At 58.0% G+C, this 15,428-nt stretch carries 16 protein-coding genes and 1 pseudogene; 3 read left to right on the top strand and 14 right to left on the bottom strand.

Annotated features, from left to right (window positions below):
* From IE00_RS18700 to IE00_RS19580, 10 genes are all read right to left on the bottom strand, one after another.
* A partial coding sequence (locus IE00_RS18700; RefSeq protein ID WP_139291544.1) for a transposase occupies positions 1-289 on the bottom strand: 289 nt, incomplete at its 3' end.
* A 193-nt stretch (positions 290-482) separates the two neighbouring features.
* On the bottom strand, positions 483-1,832 hold the full coding sequence (locus IE00_RS18695) for a formimidoylglutamate deiminase (protein ID WP_072298684.1): 1,350 nt from the start codon (positions 1,830-1,832) through the stop codon (positions 483-485).
* Between the two features lie 8 nt (positions 1,833-1,840).
* Positions 1,841-2,620 carry an N-formylglutamate deformylase gene (hutG, locus tag IE00_RS18690; RefSeq protein ID WP_205949714.1) on the bottom strand — a complete coding sequence of 260 codons (780 nt, stop codon included), beginning with the start codon at positions 2,618-2,620 and terminating at the stop codon, positions 1,841-1,843.
* Between the two features lies 1 nt (position 2,621).
* The gene (locus IE00_RS18685; protein WP_072298682.1) at positions 2,622-3,377 is read right to left on the bottom strand and encodes an amino acid ABC transporter ATP-binding protein; all 756 of its coding nucleotides are present in this window, start codon (positions 3,375-3,377) and stop codon (positions 2,622-2,624) included.
* Positions 3,377-4,042, bottom strand: a complete 666-nt coding sequence (locus IE00_RS18680) for an amino acid ABC transporter permease (protein ID WP_072298681.1) — start codon at positions 4,040-4,042, stop codon at positions 3,377-3,379. The genes IE00_RS18685 and IE00_RS18680 overlap by 1 nt, the downstream gene beginning before the upstream one ends.
* Before the next feature lie 18 nt (positions 4,043-4,060).
* Complete coding sequence (locus IE00_RS18675) at positions 4,061-4,783, bottom strand: transporter substrate-binding domain-containing protein (protein WP_072298680.1); 723 nt, start codon at positions 4,781-4,783, stop codon at positions 4,061-4,063.
* Positions 4,780-5,547 (bottom strand): IclR family transcriptional regulator, encoded by a 768-nt coding sequence (locus tag IE00_RS18670; protein WP_072298679.1) that lies wholly within the window; start codon positions 5,545-5,547, stop codon positions 4,780-4,782. Before IE00_RS18670 ends, IE00_RS18675 begins: the two co-directional genes overlap by 4 nt.
* 351 nt (positions 5,548-5,898) lie before the next feature.
* Positions 5,899-7,494 carry an IS66 family transposase gene (locus IE00_RS18665; RefSeq protein ID WP_072298678.1) on the bottom strand — a complete coding sequence of 532 codons (1,596 nt, stop codon included), beginning with the start codon at positions 7,492-7,494 and terminating at the stop codon, positions 5,899-5,901.
* An 85-nt stretch (positions 7,495-7,579) separates the two neighbouring features.
* Positions 7,580-7,924 (bottom strand): IS66 family insertion sequence element accessory protein TnpB, encoded by a 345-nt coding sequence (gene tnpB / locus IE00_RS18660; RefSeq protein ID WP_072298677.1) that lies wholly within the window; start codon positions 7,922-7,924, stop codon positions 7,580-7,582.
* Positions 7,921-8,211, bottom strand: a complete 291-nt coding sequence (locus IE00_RS19580) for a transposase (RefSeq protein WP_072298676.1) — start codon at positions 8,209-8,211, stop codon at positions 7,921-7,923. The genes tnpB and IE00_RS19580 overlap by 4 nt, the downstream gene beginning before the upstream one ends.
* A gap of 52 nt (positions 8,212-8,263) precedes the next feature.
* Here IE00_RS19580 and IE00_RS18645 point away from each other — a divergent pair.
* Positions 8,264-9,453 (top strand): IS3 family transposase gene (locus IE00_RS18645; protein ID WP_139291539.1). Its coding sequence is split into 2 segments (ribosomal slippage): positions 8,264-8,516 and positions 8,516-9,453, totalling 1,191 coding nucleotides; the frame shifts between segments, so codons are not numbered across the junction.
* A gap of 686 nt (positions 9,454-10,139) precedes the next feature.
* Positions 10,140-10,430, top strand: coding sequence for a hypothetical protein (locus IE00_RS18635; protein WP_072298672.1), 291 nt, complete (start codon positions 10,140-10,142; stop codon positions 10,428-10,430).
* Positions 10,431-11,050: 620 nt separating this feature from the next.
* Here IE00_RS18635 and IE00_RS18630 read toward each other — a convergent pair.
* The 4 genes from IE00_RS18630 to IE00_RS20975 form a co-directional block, all read right to left on the bottom strand.
* Complete coding sequence (locus IE00_RS18630) at positions 11,051-11,908, bottom strand: hypothetical protein (RefSeq protein WP_072298671.1); 858 nt, start codon at positions 11,906-11,908, stop codon at positions 11,051-11,053.
* Between the two features lie 12 nt (positions 11,909-11,920).
* Positions 11,921-12,649, bottom strand: a complete 729-nt coding sequence (locus IE00_RS19960; protein WP_139291538.1) for a hypothetical protein — start codon at positions 12,647-12,649, stop codon at positions 11,921-11,923.
* A complete protein-coding gene (locus IE00_RS18625; RefSeq protein ID WP_072298670.1) occupies positions 12,639-13,463 on the bottom strand; it encodes a TIGR04255 family protein in 825 nt (274 codons plus the stop codon). Before IE00_RS18625 ends, IE00_RS19960 begins: the two co-directional genes overlap by 11 nt.
* 650 nt (positions 13,464-14,113) lie before the next feature.
* The gene (locus IE00_RS20975) at positions 14,114-14,461 is read right to left on the bottom strand and encodes a helix-turn-helix transcriptional regulator (RefSeq protein ID WP_072298669.1); all 348 of its coding nucleotides are present in this window, start codon (positions 14,459-14,461) and stop codon (positions 14,114-14,116) included.
* A gap of 311 nt (positions 14,462-14,772) precedes the next feature.
* On the opposite strand from IE00_RS20975, the pseudogene IE00_RS19575 reads away from it, so the two are divergent.
* Positions 14,773-15,428: pseudogene (locus tag IE00_RS19575) on the top strand (transposase); the annotation flags it as partial.

Here is a 15,428-nt window from a genome sequence, read left to right as displayed (position 1 = left end):
CAAGGCCGACAAACCAGCGAAACATCAGGTTGTATTGCATCTGCTCCATCAACTGGCGCTCAGATCGAACAGAGAACAGGATCTGGATCAGGCTGGCCCGGATCAGCCGCTCGGGTGCAATCGAAGGGCGGCCGAAATCAACGTAGAGTGGGACAAACTCACCATCGAGACTGGCGAGGGCGTCATTGACCACTTGCCGGATCTTGCGTAGCGGATGCTTGGCAGGGATGCGTTCCTTGAGATCGATATAGCTAAACAGCGACCCGCTCGTCTCGTCCGTCCCGCGCATCTTCACCCCCGACATTGGTAAGCGGGAAGCTGAGGCCGTTCAGGCTTTGTAATTCCAGGGCATGAGAGCGTGGATTTCTGCGCTCTGCCATTGGTTGGCGATGCGCTCCAAGGTCAGGGTCATCGCAAACGCGATCCTCAAAACCGGCGAGACATGGCGACCTCAGGCTGGCTGATAGACACAATTCCTAGGATCAGAACCTGGCCACGATCGTCTTCATGACCTTCTGGAAGCTGGCGGAGATCCTGTCCCTATCAGTGTGCCGGCCTTCAGCCACGACAACTTTGCCGCGGGCCCAGACCCGGTCGGGTCCTTGGTCCATCCCGAAAATCCACGAGTCCAGAAGGGTTCCACGATTGACCCACGGGGCTGCCTTGCCATTGAAGCTAATCATGCTGGCTTCGTTTCCGATGGCCAAGGCAGGGCTGCCGTTCAAAGCTTGTCCAGATCCTGCCACGGCTCGGCAGAAGAGGTTCTCCCCCGTCGAACCTTCACCGCCAGCAAGGACGTTGCGGTTCTGAAGTTGCAGGCGTTGGGAGTATTCGAGCTGCGAAAGCTCTTGGGCAAGGCTTATCCGGATGTTGGAGTCTGAGCCAATGCCAAACGCGCCGCCTTTGCCGATATGGGTCTGGCCCGCGAAGACGCCGTCCCCAAGATTTCCTTCAGTTAGTGGGCATAGCCCCACCACGGCACCTGATTTGAGAACCATGGCCAACTCCTCTTCTGTCTGGTGAGTGGCGTGAATAAGACACCAGCGGTCATCAACATCGGCATTGGCCATCAACCATTCGATCGGCCGCTGGCCAGACCAACTGATGCAGTCGCTCACTTCCTTCATCTGCTCAGATACGTGCATGTGGATTGGGCCGGATCCCATCCCCACTACGGCGGCCAGCTCTTCTGAAGACACGGCACGCAGGCTGTGAGGCGCGTAACCGACTTCACCACCATCGACGGTGCTGATGGCATTCTTCGTCAGCTCGATAAGGCTGGCATAGCTGTCTAAAGAGTTCACGAACCTGGCTTGGCCGGCCACGGGATCCGCTCCCCCGAAGTTGCCGTGGGCATAAAAGCAAGGCAGCATTGTCATGGAGATGCCGGCCTGCACACTTGCCCCGATCAGCCGCTCTGCCATCTCGGCGAGGTTGCCGTATGGACGGCCGTCGGTGTCATGATGGAGATAGTGAAATTCACCGACCCGGGTGAAACCCGCTTCGAGCATTTCCATATAGAGCTGGGCTGCAACGACCTCTAGTTCGTCAGGCTGAATCGTCAGGGCGCAGCGATACATGATCTCCCGCCACGTCCAGAAGGTGTCGACAGGGTTCCCGCGGCGCTCTGTCAGACCCGAGAAGGCGCGCTGAAAGGCATGGCTGTGCAAATTGCCGGGGGCAGGGGTCAGAAAGTCTACCACGACATCGCCCTCGGATGAGACGGCTCCTTTTTCGATTCCGCTAATACTACCATGGGAAATCGTGATCCGGACGCTGGAAGCCCACCCGTCGGAGAGAAGGGCGTGATGGGAGAATACTGTCGATGTCATGGGAAGTCTCACTGTGCTGCGGCAAGGGCGGACAAAAGAATTGATGCTAGGATTGGCCGCAGTTCGTCTGCTTTTTTGTCGTCGTATCTGAACGGAACCGTCTCTTCGGTGAGATAGGCATGTTGTGCGATCTCGATCTGGACGGCGTGGACGTGATCCACCGGCTGGCCGTAATGCCGCGTGGTCCAGCCGCCTCGGAACCTCCCATTGAGAACATTCGTATAGGGGCCGCCCTTGATCGCCTCCATGACCGCAGTCTCGACTGCGGGGTCACAGGTCTTTCCGTTGTCGGTGCCGATGTTAATTGCGGGCAGGACACCTTGGAAGAGAAACGGGATCTCTGATCGAATAGAGTGACAGTCGATCAGTAGGGCATAACCATGCTTGGACTTTACGCGCTCGATCTCCTCGTTCAGGGCCCTGTGGTATGGCTTATGATAGGATAAGACACGATCCTTCTGATCTTCCTCCGACGGCACTTGCTGCCAGATCGGCTGACCATCGAAATCATGTAGCGGGATCAGGCCCGTTGTGTTCTGACCCGGGTAGAGGCTGGCGCCGCTCGGATCACGGTTGGCGTCGATGACGTAGCGGTGGAAGGTCGCCTCGACGGTGGTGACGTCTTGCATCAATCCGTCGTAGAGCTTGGCGATGTGCCAGTCGGTATCAGCCAGGATTAGGCCGTTTTCATTTAATTTTGCAGTTACGGCGTCTGCGACCAAGGTGCCGCCGTGCGGGAAGCACAGGATCAGGGGGCTGCTTCCACGTTTCACGGAGTAGGTCATGATTTTACCTGCTGAGAACTGATTTTAAGAACGATTGAGTGCGGGGCTGCTGTGGATTTTCGAAAATCTCATCCGGTGAGCCTTTTTCGATGATCGTGCCATCCATGACGAGCACTTCGTCGGCAACTTCACGGGCGAAACCCATCTCGTGGGTCACAACGATCATGGTCATGCCTTCTTCGGCAAGCTGCCGCATCACGGCAAGTACTTCCCCGACCAGCTCCGGATCCAGAGCCGAGGTGGGCTCGTCGAACAGCATGACCTGGGGGTTCATGGCCAGTGCGCGAGCGATAGCGACCCTTTGCTTCTGACCACCCGAGAGCTGCGACGGGTAGGCGTCACCGCGGTTTCCGAGACCAACTTTCTCCAGCAGGTCTTTACCGATGGCTTCAACTTCGGGGCGAGACTTCTTGAGCAAAAGGTGTGGCCCGATCGTCACGTTGTCCATGACGCTCAAGTGAGGAAAGAGGTTGAAGGACTGGAAGAGCATGCCGACCCTCTGGCGCAGCTTGTTCAGTTCCGCTTCCGGTATCAGCTTGCCCTTATCGAGCAGGGACATGCCGCAGATCTCAATGGACCCCTCCTGCGGCACCTCCAAAGCGTTCATGCAGCGCAGAAGGGTGCTCTTGCCGGAGCCGGACGGGCCGATAATCACAATCACCTGTGATGGCTGGACTTGGAGAGAGATATCCCGAAGGACTTCGACGTCCCCAAACCTCTTCGCAAGACCGCGGATGTCGATGATGGGCGCTGTCGTCATTACACGAGCCCTCCAGCGCGAAGCTTGCGTTCCACCCGGCGCAGGATCGCCCCCATGGCGGACGTGAGAACCAGATAGACCAGGGCTACCGCGAGGTAGACCTCCAGGGATCGGTAACTGGTCGAGATGATGATCTGCGCCTCATGCATCAGATCCGAGATCGTCAGCAGCGAAACGAGCGCAGAGTTCTTGATCAATGCGATGAACTCGTTGCCGAGCGGAGGCACCATGCGCAGAGCCGCCTGCGGGAGGATGATAACCCGCATGGATTGCGCAGACGACATGCCGATGGACCGGGCCGCTTCGACTTGCCCTCGATCGATGGACTCAATGGCACCGCGCACGATCTCCGAGACGTAGGCTCCGGAATACATGCCAAGGCCGAGCACCCCGCACAGGAATGCCGGTAGGAAGATGTTGAACTGCGGCAGCCCGTAGAACAGCAGGAAGAGCTGAACCAGTAGCGGGGTGCCGCGGAAGAAGGTCACGTAGGTCGAGGCCAGGAAATAGATCAGCTTGCGCTGCGGGTTTAGCCTGCAGATCCCCACCAGCAAACCGATCGCGCATCCCAGCACAAGCGCCAGAGCCGTTACCTGGATGGTGACGACGACGCCGTGCATCAGGTAGGGAATGCCATCCCAAACGGGTGCGAAATCCAGATTCATAGCCTTAACCTTTCGTTCTTACTGACCGAAGTATTTCTCGAGAAGGGTTTGGTATGTGCCGTCTGCCTTCAGGGTTTCGATCGCCTCGTTGACGGCTGTGACCAGCTCAGGCTTGTCTTTGCGAACTGCGATCCCGTAGTTCTCGCTCGTAAGCTGCTCTTCCAAGACCTGAACGTCAGGGTTGGATTTGACATAAAGAAGAGCGGCAGGCTTGCCGGTTACGGCGCCATCCGCACGGCCCGTCTGAACGAGGCTGAACATCTGGTCGTTCTTCTCAACCTCGACGATGTTTACGTCAGGGAAGTTTTCACGCAGGAAGCTGGTGGATTTTGTTCCGACCTGAACCGCGATCGACTTACCGTCCATAGTGTCTGGACCGGTGATGTCGGATCCTTCCGTCTTGGTCATGATGACCAGACCGCCGGTGTAGTAAGGCTCCGAGAAATCAACCACCTCAAGCCGCTCGTCGGTAATGTAGATGGCCGAGATGGCGATGTCGGCGCGACGAGCAACGAGGCTTGGGACAAGGCCTTTGAAGTCCCCGTTGATCCAATTGACCTCATCACCCATCTGGGCGGCGATGGCGTTCATCAGTTCGATATCGAAACCGGTCAGGTTTCCGCTCTCGACATATTCGAATGGCGGGAATGTGGCATCAGTCACGACATTGATGGTGTCGGCATGCGCGACGGCTGCGAAACTGACAGCGCAGGCAAATCCGAGAAAGCTTTGACGGATCATGTTATTGTCTCCTGTTGGGGTTTTGTTTTGATTGACGGTTTGAGTGTTTCCGACAACGCCTCCGTTGCGTTGGAGGCAGTCGTGCAGAGCTTTCGGATCAGGGCATCCCGGCGCTCACCGACCCTGAATGAGGGCACCATGAGGGTAATGCACCCTTCCATGGCACCCGTTCCGGAATAGATCGGGGCGCTGACACCCCATATGCCGGCATCAACCTCACCTTCGCTTTCGGCGTAGCCAAGGGCGCGGATGGTTTCGAGCTCCGCGCGCAAGGCCTTGGCCTCCGCAGACTTCATCTCGGAGAGGATGGTGCGGGCCTGCGTTTCAGACATGAAGGCGAGCAGCGCCTTGGCCGACGCGCCCTTGAAGATCGACGTCTTGGTGCCCGTCACGAATGAGCATCGCAGTGATTGTGAACTTTCGACCATGTCGACGCAGAAGACGGTGAAGCCGATGGCCTGCATGAGCCCGACACTCTCCTGCGTGCCATCGGCAAGCTTCTGCAGGTGCGGTTTGACAGCAGGCAGAATAAGGTGCCTTCGGTCGAACCTGTGACCCAGTTGAAGTGCTGCGGCTCCCAAGGTGAGACCGCCGCTTTCAAGTCCGCTCTCGGTGATCAGATCATACGCTTTGAGAACGGAAATATGACGGTAGGCCGATGACAAAGGCACATCCAGTCGTTGAGCAATCATGGCCGCCGTCATCGGTTGGGTGCTAGCCCCCACGATGAGAAGTGTCTCCAGAACGCGTTCAGTTGCGGACATGATTTTTCCCACAAAATGAGAATCTAGATTTCATTTAATGAGAATACTGAAGGAGAGCCGGCTGGTCATTCAAAAATTGCAGATTTTGCAAATTAAGGTGGGTACGCCTAACGATTAGGCTGAAACGTCCATATCTGGTGCAGATTAGGCAGCCTAAACCGGCTCATTTACCAGCGTGTCACCATGAATTCATGGGCAGGCGATCGACTAGTAGCGGTCTGCGTCCCATGGCTCGTGCACCCCGGATAGGTGGCTCACCAGAAGCCAAGAGCCGACACCACCAAACGTCAAAACCATGAATGTCATCACCCGCCGTGCCATCATTTATGGTAAGCGGGGAGCTGAGGCCGTTCAGGCTTTGTAATTCCAAGGCATGAGCGCGTGGATCTCTGCGCTCGGCCACTGATTGGCGATGCGCTCCAAGGTCTGGGTCAGCCATGCGACGGGGTCAACGTTGTTCATTTTGCAGGTCTGCAACAGGGTGGCGATCGTGGCCCATGTGCAGCCACCGCCATCCGATCCGGCGAACAGGCTGTTTTTTCTCGTAATTGTCTGGGGTCTGATGGCACGCTCGACGATGTTGGAATCGAGCTCGATGCGACCGTCCGTCAGGAAGCGCTCGAAGATGTCCCGACGCGTCATGGCATAGCGCAGCGCTTCAGCCAGCTTCGACTTACCCGAGATACGCGGCAGGGTCTGCTGCCAGAGCGTGAACAGCGCGGCAACGATCGGTGCCGAGACAGCCTGCCGTGCGACAGCGCGGGCTCCAGGGCTTTGGCCTCGCACCTCTGCCTCAAGCTTCCAGAGATCGGCCATGCGCTCAACCGTGGTGGTCGCGACCCTTGAGTCCCCGGCGGCATGAAGTTCATAGAACCGCCGCCGGGCATGAGCCCAGCAGCCCGCGAGCAGCGGAACATCGTTGCCTCCGCCCTTGCGCGCGAGCTTGTTGTAGGCGGCATAACCGTCCACCTGCAGGATACCACGATAGCCTGCGAGATGCCGCCGCACACAATCGCCGGACCGACTGTCTTCAAAGCGATAGGCCACCATGGGCGGTCCACTCCCGCCGAAGGTGCTGTCGTCGCGGGCATAGGCCCAGAGCCAGGCCTTCTTCGTACTGCCGGTACCGGGGGCAAGGGTCGGCAGGCTGGTTTCATCCGCGAAGACCCTCTCGCCTCTCAGGATCTCGCCCAGAACATGGGCCGCGAGGATATCAAGCTCAAAGCCTGTCCGGCCCATCCACTGCGCCATCAGCCGTCGGTCGAGATCCACGCCGTCGCGGGCATAGATCCCTTCCTGGCGATAGAGCGGCAGGCCGTCCGCGTATTTCGAGACCGCGATCTGCGCCAGCAGCGCCTCCGTCGGCAGGCCACTTTCGATGATATGCGCCGGGGCCAAAGCCTGGATGACACCGTCCCCGCCTTTGAACGCGTATTTGGGGCGGCGCGTGACGATCACCCGGAACTTCGCAGGGATCACATCCAGCCGTTCGGACACGTCCTCACCGATCAGCACCTTCTGCCTGCCGGCATGTTCCGGCAGATCCTCAGGCTCGATCACCACGTCGACCCGCTCCAGATGCGGTGGAAAGCCTTTGCGGGGCCGAGACGCTCGCTTGTGCTGTGAGGCGTGGCCCGTGCCAACCTGCGCCCGCAGGGCAGAGATACCCGTCTCAATTTCCTCGAAGAGAAAAGCCTGCTGCGCAGCCTCGTCACCTGGCGCGGCAGAGCCGAGCTTCTCGGAGCGTCGTCCGAACCGTGCCCGATCGTAAGCCTTCAGGATCTGCATCAGCCGTTTGATCCGCTCGTCGGCATCCGCATTGCGGGCCTTGAGCGTCTCGACCTCACGCTCCAGCGCATCCGCGCGCGACGCCTGCGCAGCCATGGCGCGGACCATGGACTTCAGCTGGTCCATGTCATCAGGAAGGGAAAGTTCGTCGGCGCTCATAGGGGCGAAGATAGCATATCCTGACCGGGGACTCTGTAGGATATCCGCGTCCAAGGGCCGGTTGATTCACTTTGCCGCAGCCGGGTTATCCAGCGAATACAGGCGTTCTTACCGCCATGGGACGAACCCGCTTCCAGTCCAGACCGTCCATGAGCGCCATGAGCTGGGCGTGGTTAAGCTGGACCCGGACATGCCCGATACGCGGCCAGCAGAACGCGGATTTCTCGAGGCGCTTGGCAAAGAGACAGACGCCGCTGCCGTCCCACCAGACGATCTTGATCCTGTCCGCCCGCTTCGCCCGGAACACATAGAGCGCGCCGCTGAACGGATCGCTGCCAGCATCCCGCACCAGCGACAACAGGCTGTCCGGTCCTTTGCGGAAGTCTACAGGATGGCTGGCCAAAAAGACTTTCACGCCGAAGGGGATCATGCTGAGCGCACCGCGCGGAGGATCCGACACAGCGCAGCCTCGTCAAGGTCGGGGCTGACGCGAATGAGGACACCTCCCAGCATGATCTCCACCAATGGCACGGGTGCGCCAGGTGCAACATCCTGTGTCTGCTTCTTCAGGAAAACCTTTCGCCACCCGAACAGTTGCGGTGGCGAAATCCCCAGATGGCGGGCCAGTGCCGATACGTTTACGCCCGGCTCAAGCGCCGCCGCGACGGCCCTCTCCTTGAACTCATCTGACCAACGCCGCCGCTCGTGACCTGCCACGGGATTTTTCCTCCACCGTCGATTAGAGTCTGGCCTAACTTGAGGACGGACAATGAAGCGAACGAGATTCACGGACGAACAGATCATCGGCATCCTGGCCGAGCACGAGGCAGGCGCAAAGTGCGCGGACCTGTGCCGCAAGCATGGTATGTCGGAAGGCACCTTCTATAACTGGAAGGCCAAGTTCGGCGGCATGACGGTGTCGGAGGCCAAACGGCTCAAGGCGCTGGAGGATGAGAACGCCAAGCTGAAGAAGCTGCTGGCCGAGCAGATGCTGGACCTGGCGGCGATGAAGGAACTGGTTTCAAAAAAGTGGTAACGCCTGCCGTGAAGCGCGAGGCGGTCGCGCATCTGAAGGCCCTTCTCGGTCTATCAGAACGGCGGGCGTGCCGGGTCGCCGGGGCGGATCGCAAGATGATCCGCTACCAAGCGCAGTGCGCGCCAGACACAGTGCTGCGCGGTCGGTTGCGTGACTTGGCCAATGAGCGCCGGCGGTTCGGCTATCGGCGGCTCTTCGTCCTGCTGCGCCGCGAGGGCGAGCCTTCGGGGATCAACCGGATCTATCGGCTCTACCGCGAAGAAGGTCTCACGGTCCGCAAGCGAAAGGCCCGGCGCAAGGCTGTCGGGACACGAGCTCCGATCTTGGTCGAGGCGCGAGCCAACGCACGCTGGTCGCTGGATTTCGTCCATGACCAGTTCGCCAACGGCCAGCGCTTCCGCGTGCTCAACGTGGTCGACGACGTCACCCGGGAGTGCCTCGCAGCGATTCCGGACACCTCGATCTCGGGGCGCCGTGTCGCGCGTGAACTGACGGCCCTGATCGAGCGCCGCGGAAAGCCCGGAATGATCGTCTCTGACAACGGCACCGAACTGACCAGTAACGCTATCTTAACCTTCACTGCCGCGCACCGGATCGAATGGCACTACATCGCGCCGGGCAAGCCCATGCAGAACGGCTTCGTGGAGAGCTTCAACGGGCGGATGCGGGACGAGCTGCTCAACGAGACCATGTTCCGAAACCTGGCCCACGCGCGGATCGTGATCGCCGCTTGGGCTGCCGACTACAACACCGAACGCCCGCATTCGGCCTTGGACTACCAAACACCGGCTGACTACGCGCGGGCCCTGAACACCGCAATCGCCCGCCCCGCTGCGCGAGATGAAAGCTCCGCGCGTCGGGCGATTGCTCAACCTGCGCCGATCGGCGTAAACACCAACCGGGCTCCGGTCGCGGCTGGATGAAAGTTCAGTGGCAGGTCACTCGCCAACTGGCGCACCCTCAAACCGCTCCGTCACAGCCTCGATCAACTGTAAGCTACCAGTCGCAGGCATAGGCGTAGAACTAGTCGTAGACATGGAACCTCGGCGATCAATCATCGCCAGAACCTTACCCGCAAACCAGCGTGGCCATTAACCCACGGGATGTCCTTCCCGCTTACCGACATTGCCGTGCGGGGAGTGAATCATGTTCTCAATTTACTGTCGAGGCGGGACTATTTCAGCATCCTGCTAAGGCCCAGATCGCCCGAGACCTGAGGGTTTCGCGCATGACCGTGTATAGAGCGCTGGATACGGGAAGTGCCAAAGCGGACGCAGACCCAGAGTAGGTTAGCTGGCTGCTATGCGGGACCAAGCAGTTGTTCGCTTCACCTGCAGTATCGGATTCATGGTCTGTGTTCGAATGGCGCCGAAGGGCGGAGAGCCGCCTGACAGCGATGCGGCAGGGCACCTGCAGCATCAAGCCGAAGCGGACGTTTCGCTCGAAATGCGACGTCGGCGGTGCATGACCGACGTAGAGCGGCGGAGATCGACCTGAGGAGCCCGAAGCCGCCGCGGGTCTCGCAACTTGAAGCCTTGGCTTGCGTTGATGGGCGGGTGCAAAAACTCCTCCTCGAGGACCACCCTACATTTCGCCAGTGAGGTGACTGATGATCAATCCATTCCGGTTCCGTCCGGAGACTCCAGAAATCGCGAACGAGCCGGAAGCCGAAGAACTCGACGGCGACACGGGTGACTGGGAAGACAATTGGCTTTCCAATTTCATGGCCTGGGGCAGCCGGGCTTTTTTGCCGTCCTGGTGCGACACCCCGGAACACTGGACATCGCGCTTCATGCACTATCTCCACACGTCTTGCCCCTGCTGCCTCTTTTTCAGAGGCATGTCAATCGGGCTGGTCTTCGGGTTGGGTATTGGACTGGCAGCATCCTTTCTTATCTAAGAATGCTTATGGACTGTGTATGCGGCCTTTCGACTGCCGAACGGCAACGACGCTCCGAACCCGTCTATCCTTTTGATCGAGGATCACATTGCCAGCAGAGCTAGTTCTACTAACTGATGTCACCGCCTGCGGTGAACGCTGGTCGACGATACTCGGACGCGCCGTCGCCAGATGAGTCACTGCCATTTGAGAACCGGACTTCGACGCCTTCCAATTTCTCTTTTTATTCGAAACGCGCGCTTGCGACGTCTGATATCTTGCGCAGCGTTCGAACAAGACCAACTGAGTAGGCAGCTTTGTCCCGCGTAGCGGACGCTTCTCGGCCGATCTCGCTGCGCTTGGCACCAGCGTCCGGTCTGAGGAAGTTGCACTATGGCGTCTGGCAAGGGTCGACCGGCGGCAATGGGCCGTCAGCTCCTGCTGCGCCTGCATTCGTTGCAGACAGCACGAAGGGCGGCTTTGGGCTCTTCGCGTCGATCTGCCGCCCCTGGTGACCGCACGGGCACGCGGCGTCCTTAGATTGGCACACTCGGCCCAAAGCGGTAGTTCGAATGAGGCGCTGCGAACGGCAGCTTTCCAAAAAAGGAGCAGGGTTGCGTCGCCCACCTCGAAGCGATGATCTAGGCGATGTACCGTCGCGCGAACGACAGCGAGTTTACGTCGAGAGGGTAGGAGTTCAGATAGTCGGCAGCCGTCAAATCACCCAACGTGGCCACGTGGAGACCGTCTTCGTGCAGAGAGAATGGCCCTTTCCAATCAATAGCGCTGATCTTTGGCCAAATTTGCTTCCTGATCTCTTCGCGATCCGCCAACTCGCGTTTTCCTTCATCCTCGAGAATCGCGATAAAGGTGATTGGAACTGCCGCCATATCTGACCAACTCGCGTGAGGATATGCGCGGATCTCACGAATAGAACGAACGGCTTTGCCGAGGTCAGATTCGCCTTTCGGGTACTTCGAAAGGATTGCTTTGCGCAAAGACGCCACCGATGCCACGAAAGCATCTGGAAAAGCAAATCGACCAAAAAAGGTTTCAAGGGCTCTAGAAAATTCGAGCTGCTGCCTCTCGTTTTCGCACCCGCGTTGCCGCTCCCAAGAGACAAGGAGCTCTTTTGAAACGCTCATTGTGCGAGAGAAATCGACAACTACGTCGTCTGGTGTTGCGGAGAGAAAGCCGAAACGAGGTGCTTGGCCTCGTTCAACCTCCCCAATACGTTTTGCGTCGACAACGACCATTGGGCAAACAGAGACATACGGGACGCGCTCAGACTCCCGAGCCACGTCGCAAGTCTGAGATATCACAGCAAATCCGACTGTCTCGGAGTCGAATACTGCGCCTCCGTCGTCTTCGCCTTCATCTGTCGGCTCTGAGACGTCGCGAAACAGAAAGTCGCCACAATCAATGGAGAAATCGCCTTGCTGCCATTCAGCAAGGCGAGCCAGAAAAACTTCGTCGCTCTCCGGTGTTTTCTCGGTCAACCGGCACTTCCTTTATGTCTTGTTTCGACGTGCTTTTGCGCGCCGCAGCTTCGGTTGACTGAGCGGCAAGATTTCTGTTTCGTCTATTCTGCTCGATGCTTCGATGCTTTCGCCCCAGTGTCTTGGCACGCTGAATTTTTCGGCGTCTTGGGTCAACGCAGGTCCGAAGGTCGGGCGGCCCAGTCCTTTGCCTGCAAGTGCACGGACAAGTTCATACTCACCGCCACACAGCAAATCCAAGAAGGTTTGCCCCGGTTGCGCATTGCCCAGAAGCAGATTGCGGTTCTCTTCGGATGACCCTCTGTCGATGAACCTGAGAGCGGTCACGACTTGCCCCAAGCGCTCATGGTTTTCAGCGGACACAGCCTTTCCAGACGCCCAATGATATGGAGCGCGCGCGGACACCTCGAAAACCTCTGCAATCTGAGCCCATGTTAGTCCAGAAATCCGCCGAAGCTCGTTGACCAATTCGGCAGGTGCAGTGTTCGCGATCCGATTGTTGTCCTCAAAGGAGAAAGACACTGGAATGTTCAGTGCAGTGCTGCCTTCAAGGTATTCTTGGCGCATAGCGAGCGCTTGAATGTCTCGCTCGAACACCTTGAAACTCTGCCCATGCGAGAACGGTGCAGCCACTTCGGGTGCGGTTTCATCCATCACATCAAATCGAGTTGCCCCATTCACAGCGGGAGCGAAGAGGATCGCGGCGGATGCCGCGCCTGCGGAGAGTCGTTCAATCAGCATGTCTCTTGACCCCAAAACGTTCCAAGAATTTTTCAGTCACACTCCACCGGAAGAAAGCATAGGCGCGCGCAGCTACCTTGTCGAGTTCGGCACACAGCATTTGGGTATCAAAGATCTGCCCCTCACAATTTGTGCTGTAGGAATCCACGTCGAGAACCCAGCTTTTCACATCAACCGGCGGTGCCATTTCGACGTCGTGGCTGAACTTGGGAGGCGCGAGGCCATACCGAGCGATGATCTTACCCTCTTTGGTCGAGCCTGTGATCTCGGTCATGGAAAAGTCGATGTGTTCGACCAATCCTGATTGCAGGACATTCAATAATTCTGGATGAACTAAATCCGACATGACTTTAAGGTCGTCAGGGTCCTGCAGACGATCAACGTATCTAAACCCGACACGCTGCACCAGCTTAGGGCGAATAGTCTCAACGAGCTTCCCAAGAATGAACTCGAACCGAGACAGGAAGTCATCTCGGGACACATAGCTCGCCGTTTCCAAAGTGATCGCATCCGGCCCCAAAGACACACGCAGCACCCTGCGTGCATCGAAGAACCGCCAGACAACAGTGGTGACTTGCCGGTGCTTCACCTCATTACCTTCGATGACGATGTCCACGCCTTGGATCGTGTCGCTCTGAAAATGTGGGTACTCGTCACGGATAGCCTCTTGGAAATCCGCGATGTAGCTTTCTTCTGCGATCTTAGAGATCCGAGGAAATTTCACTTGCCCGAGCACACGCACCAAGGGCGCGTTGCTCAGGAGCACACGATCAGGAACCTCCCCGAAGAGGGGGTCGTCGCAACGATCTGCCATGTTGTTCGCCCTCTTTTTTGAACGGAATATAGCATATGAAGTAGAGTGTGAAGCAAGAATTTCTAGCCTTCAGGAGGTAAAGATTGGTTTAACGGTCGGCACGCTACTCAAGCGTGAGGTGGGTCAGCCCGCAACATCAAGCCGAAGTAACAGACACAATACAGCCGAACCGATGCGTTGGCTCGGCCCATACTGTGGCTTGGGGTTGGCACACGACGCAGCAGCCATTCGTGCGCTTCGCAGCGAACGGCAGCTCTCCGCCCTTCGGCGCCATTCGAACACAGACCATGAATCCGATACTGCAGGTGAAGCGAACAACTGCTTGGTCCCGCAGAGCAGACTGTGACCCGACGATCTCGCTGCACCAAGCGCGAATGTCCGGTCTGGGGAGCTGCGAGGCAGCGCCCGACAGAGGCCGTATGGCCGCTTTGGGCCGTTCGTTGCAGTTTGCGCGAACAGCTGCAGCCGGTCTCTGAACCAGCTGTGACAGGCTTCTGAACTTCTCTGTGAAAAAAAATACAGTGGGCATAGGCAAAAACGCGGATTTTTCTGACATTGGGCGTCCGGCTATGTTGAAAAACTCTGTCCAGAAGTAGGAGATCGTTCAATAATTAAAAAACTGGTTTTTGGACAGATCATTTACAGGCGTGCTAAAACGACCGTTTTTGCATGAACCCTTGACGGGCCATCTCCGCCGCAACCTTTGGCACGCACTTTGCCGCTGCTTCAGCATCGGGGCCGTCAATCGGCCTGCCTTCACCTAGTAGAACCCAATGAAGATTCAGTTGGTGAACTTCCCGCAAGCGTCTCAATTTGTCGGCTGTCAGGCTGCTTCTTCCCGTTTCGTAGTAAGAGTAGGACCGAGGCGAGATCCCCAGGGTTTGAGCAAACTCTGTTTGTGTTACCCCGAGGCTAATCCTGAACGCGGCAAGTCGGAATCCGATGGCCTTATCGCTCCCAAGGTCTGGTTCCGTATGGCTATGCGGTGTTCTGAACATCAGACTTCCATCAGCTTTCGTGCCTTTCTATGGAAACAGGCTGCTCAACTGCATCAAGAAGCCCAAACCGGCGAGTAGGACCAAGATAGGCCACAGACTGCCGCCAGTGGTCTTGTCCGCCACAGGCTCTTGAGCCTGGAACACCATCATCCCACTACAGACCGCGCAGTGTCCGTGCATGTGCGATTGATGCCCACAGAGCATACAGCAATACATCTCAAATGCTCCTTTGCTCTGCCCCCTGAGAACTGGACCGTTTGAAACGGGAGTTTTCGGCTAAGCTTTCCTGGCTGGGAAAGGAGCTGAGAACGATGAAGGCATCAAAGTTCACCGAAGCGCAGAAGGCGTTCATTCTGAAGCAGGGCGAGGAAGGAACGCCCGTTGCCGAGATCTGCCGCAAGGCCGGGATCGGGCAGTCGACCTACTTCGCCTGGAAGAAGAAGTATGGCGGGCTGCTGCCTGATGAGATGCGGCGGCTGAAGCAACTCGAGGACGAGAATGCGCGGCTGAAGCGGATCGTGGCGGACCTGACGCTGGACCGGGAAATGCTGCAGGACGTTGTCCGGCGAAAGCTCTGAAGCCGGAACGGACGCGCGAACTGGTTCGCGGGATGTGCGCAGATTGGGCGGTTTCGATCCGCAGGGCGTGTGGGGCCCTGAGATTTGACTGTTCGAGCTACCACTACAAATCCCGCCGCACCGATCCGGCAGAGCTGAAACGGCGGATCAAGGAGATCTGCGAAACCCGCGTGCGGTATGGCTATCGGCGGGTTCACGTCGTGCTGAACCGCGAAGGATGGGATATCAGCATCAGGAAGGTCTACAACATTTACAGAACCTTGGGTCTTCAGCTGCGGAACAAGACCCCGAAACGGAGGGTAAAGGCCAAGCTTCGCGATGACCGTGCCGAAGCCGTCGGCCCAAATGATGTCTGGGCCATGGACTTCGTTCACGATCAGCTGGCTCTC

Origin of the sequence: Paracoccus sp. SM22M-07, assembly GCF_001887735.1 — a bacterium.
Classification (GTDB): domain Bacteria; phylum Pseudomonadota; class Alphaproteobacteria; order Rhodobacterales; family Rhodobacteraceae; genus Paracoccus.
Note: the sequence above shows the minus strand (reverse complement) of the source record. Positions and strands in the feature narration are given on the sequence as shown.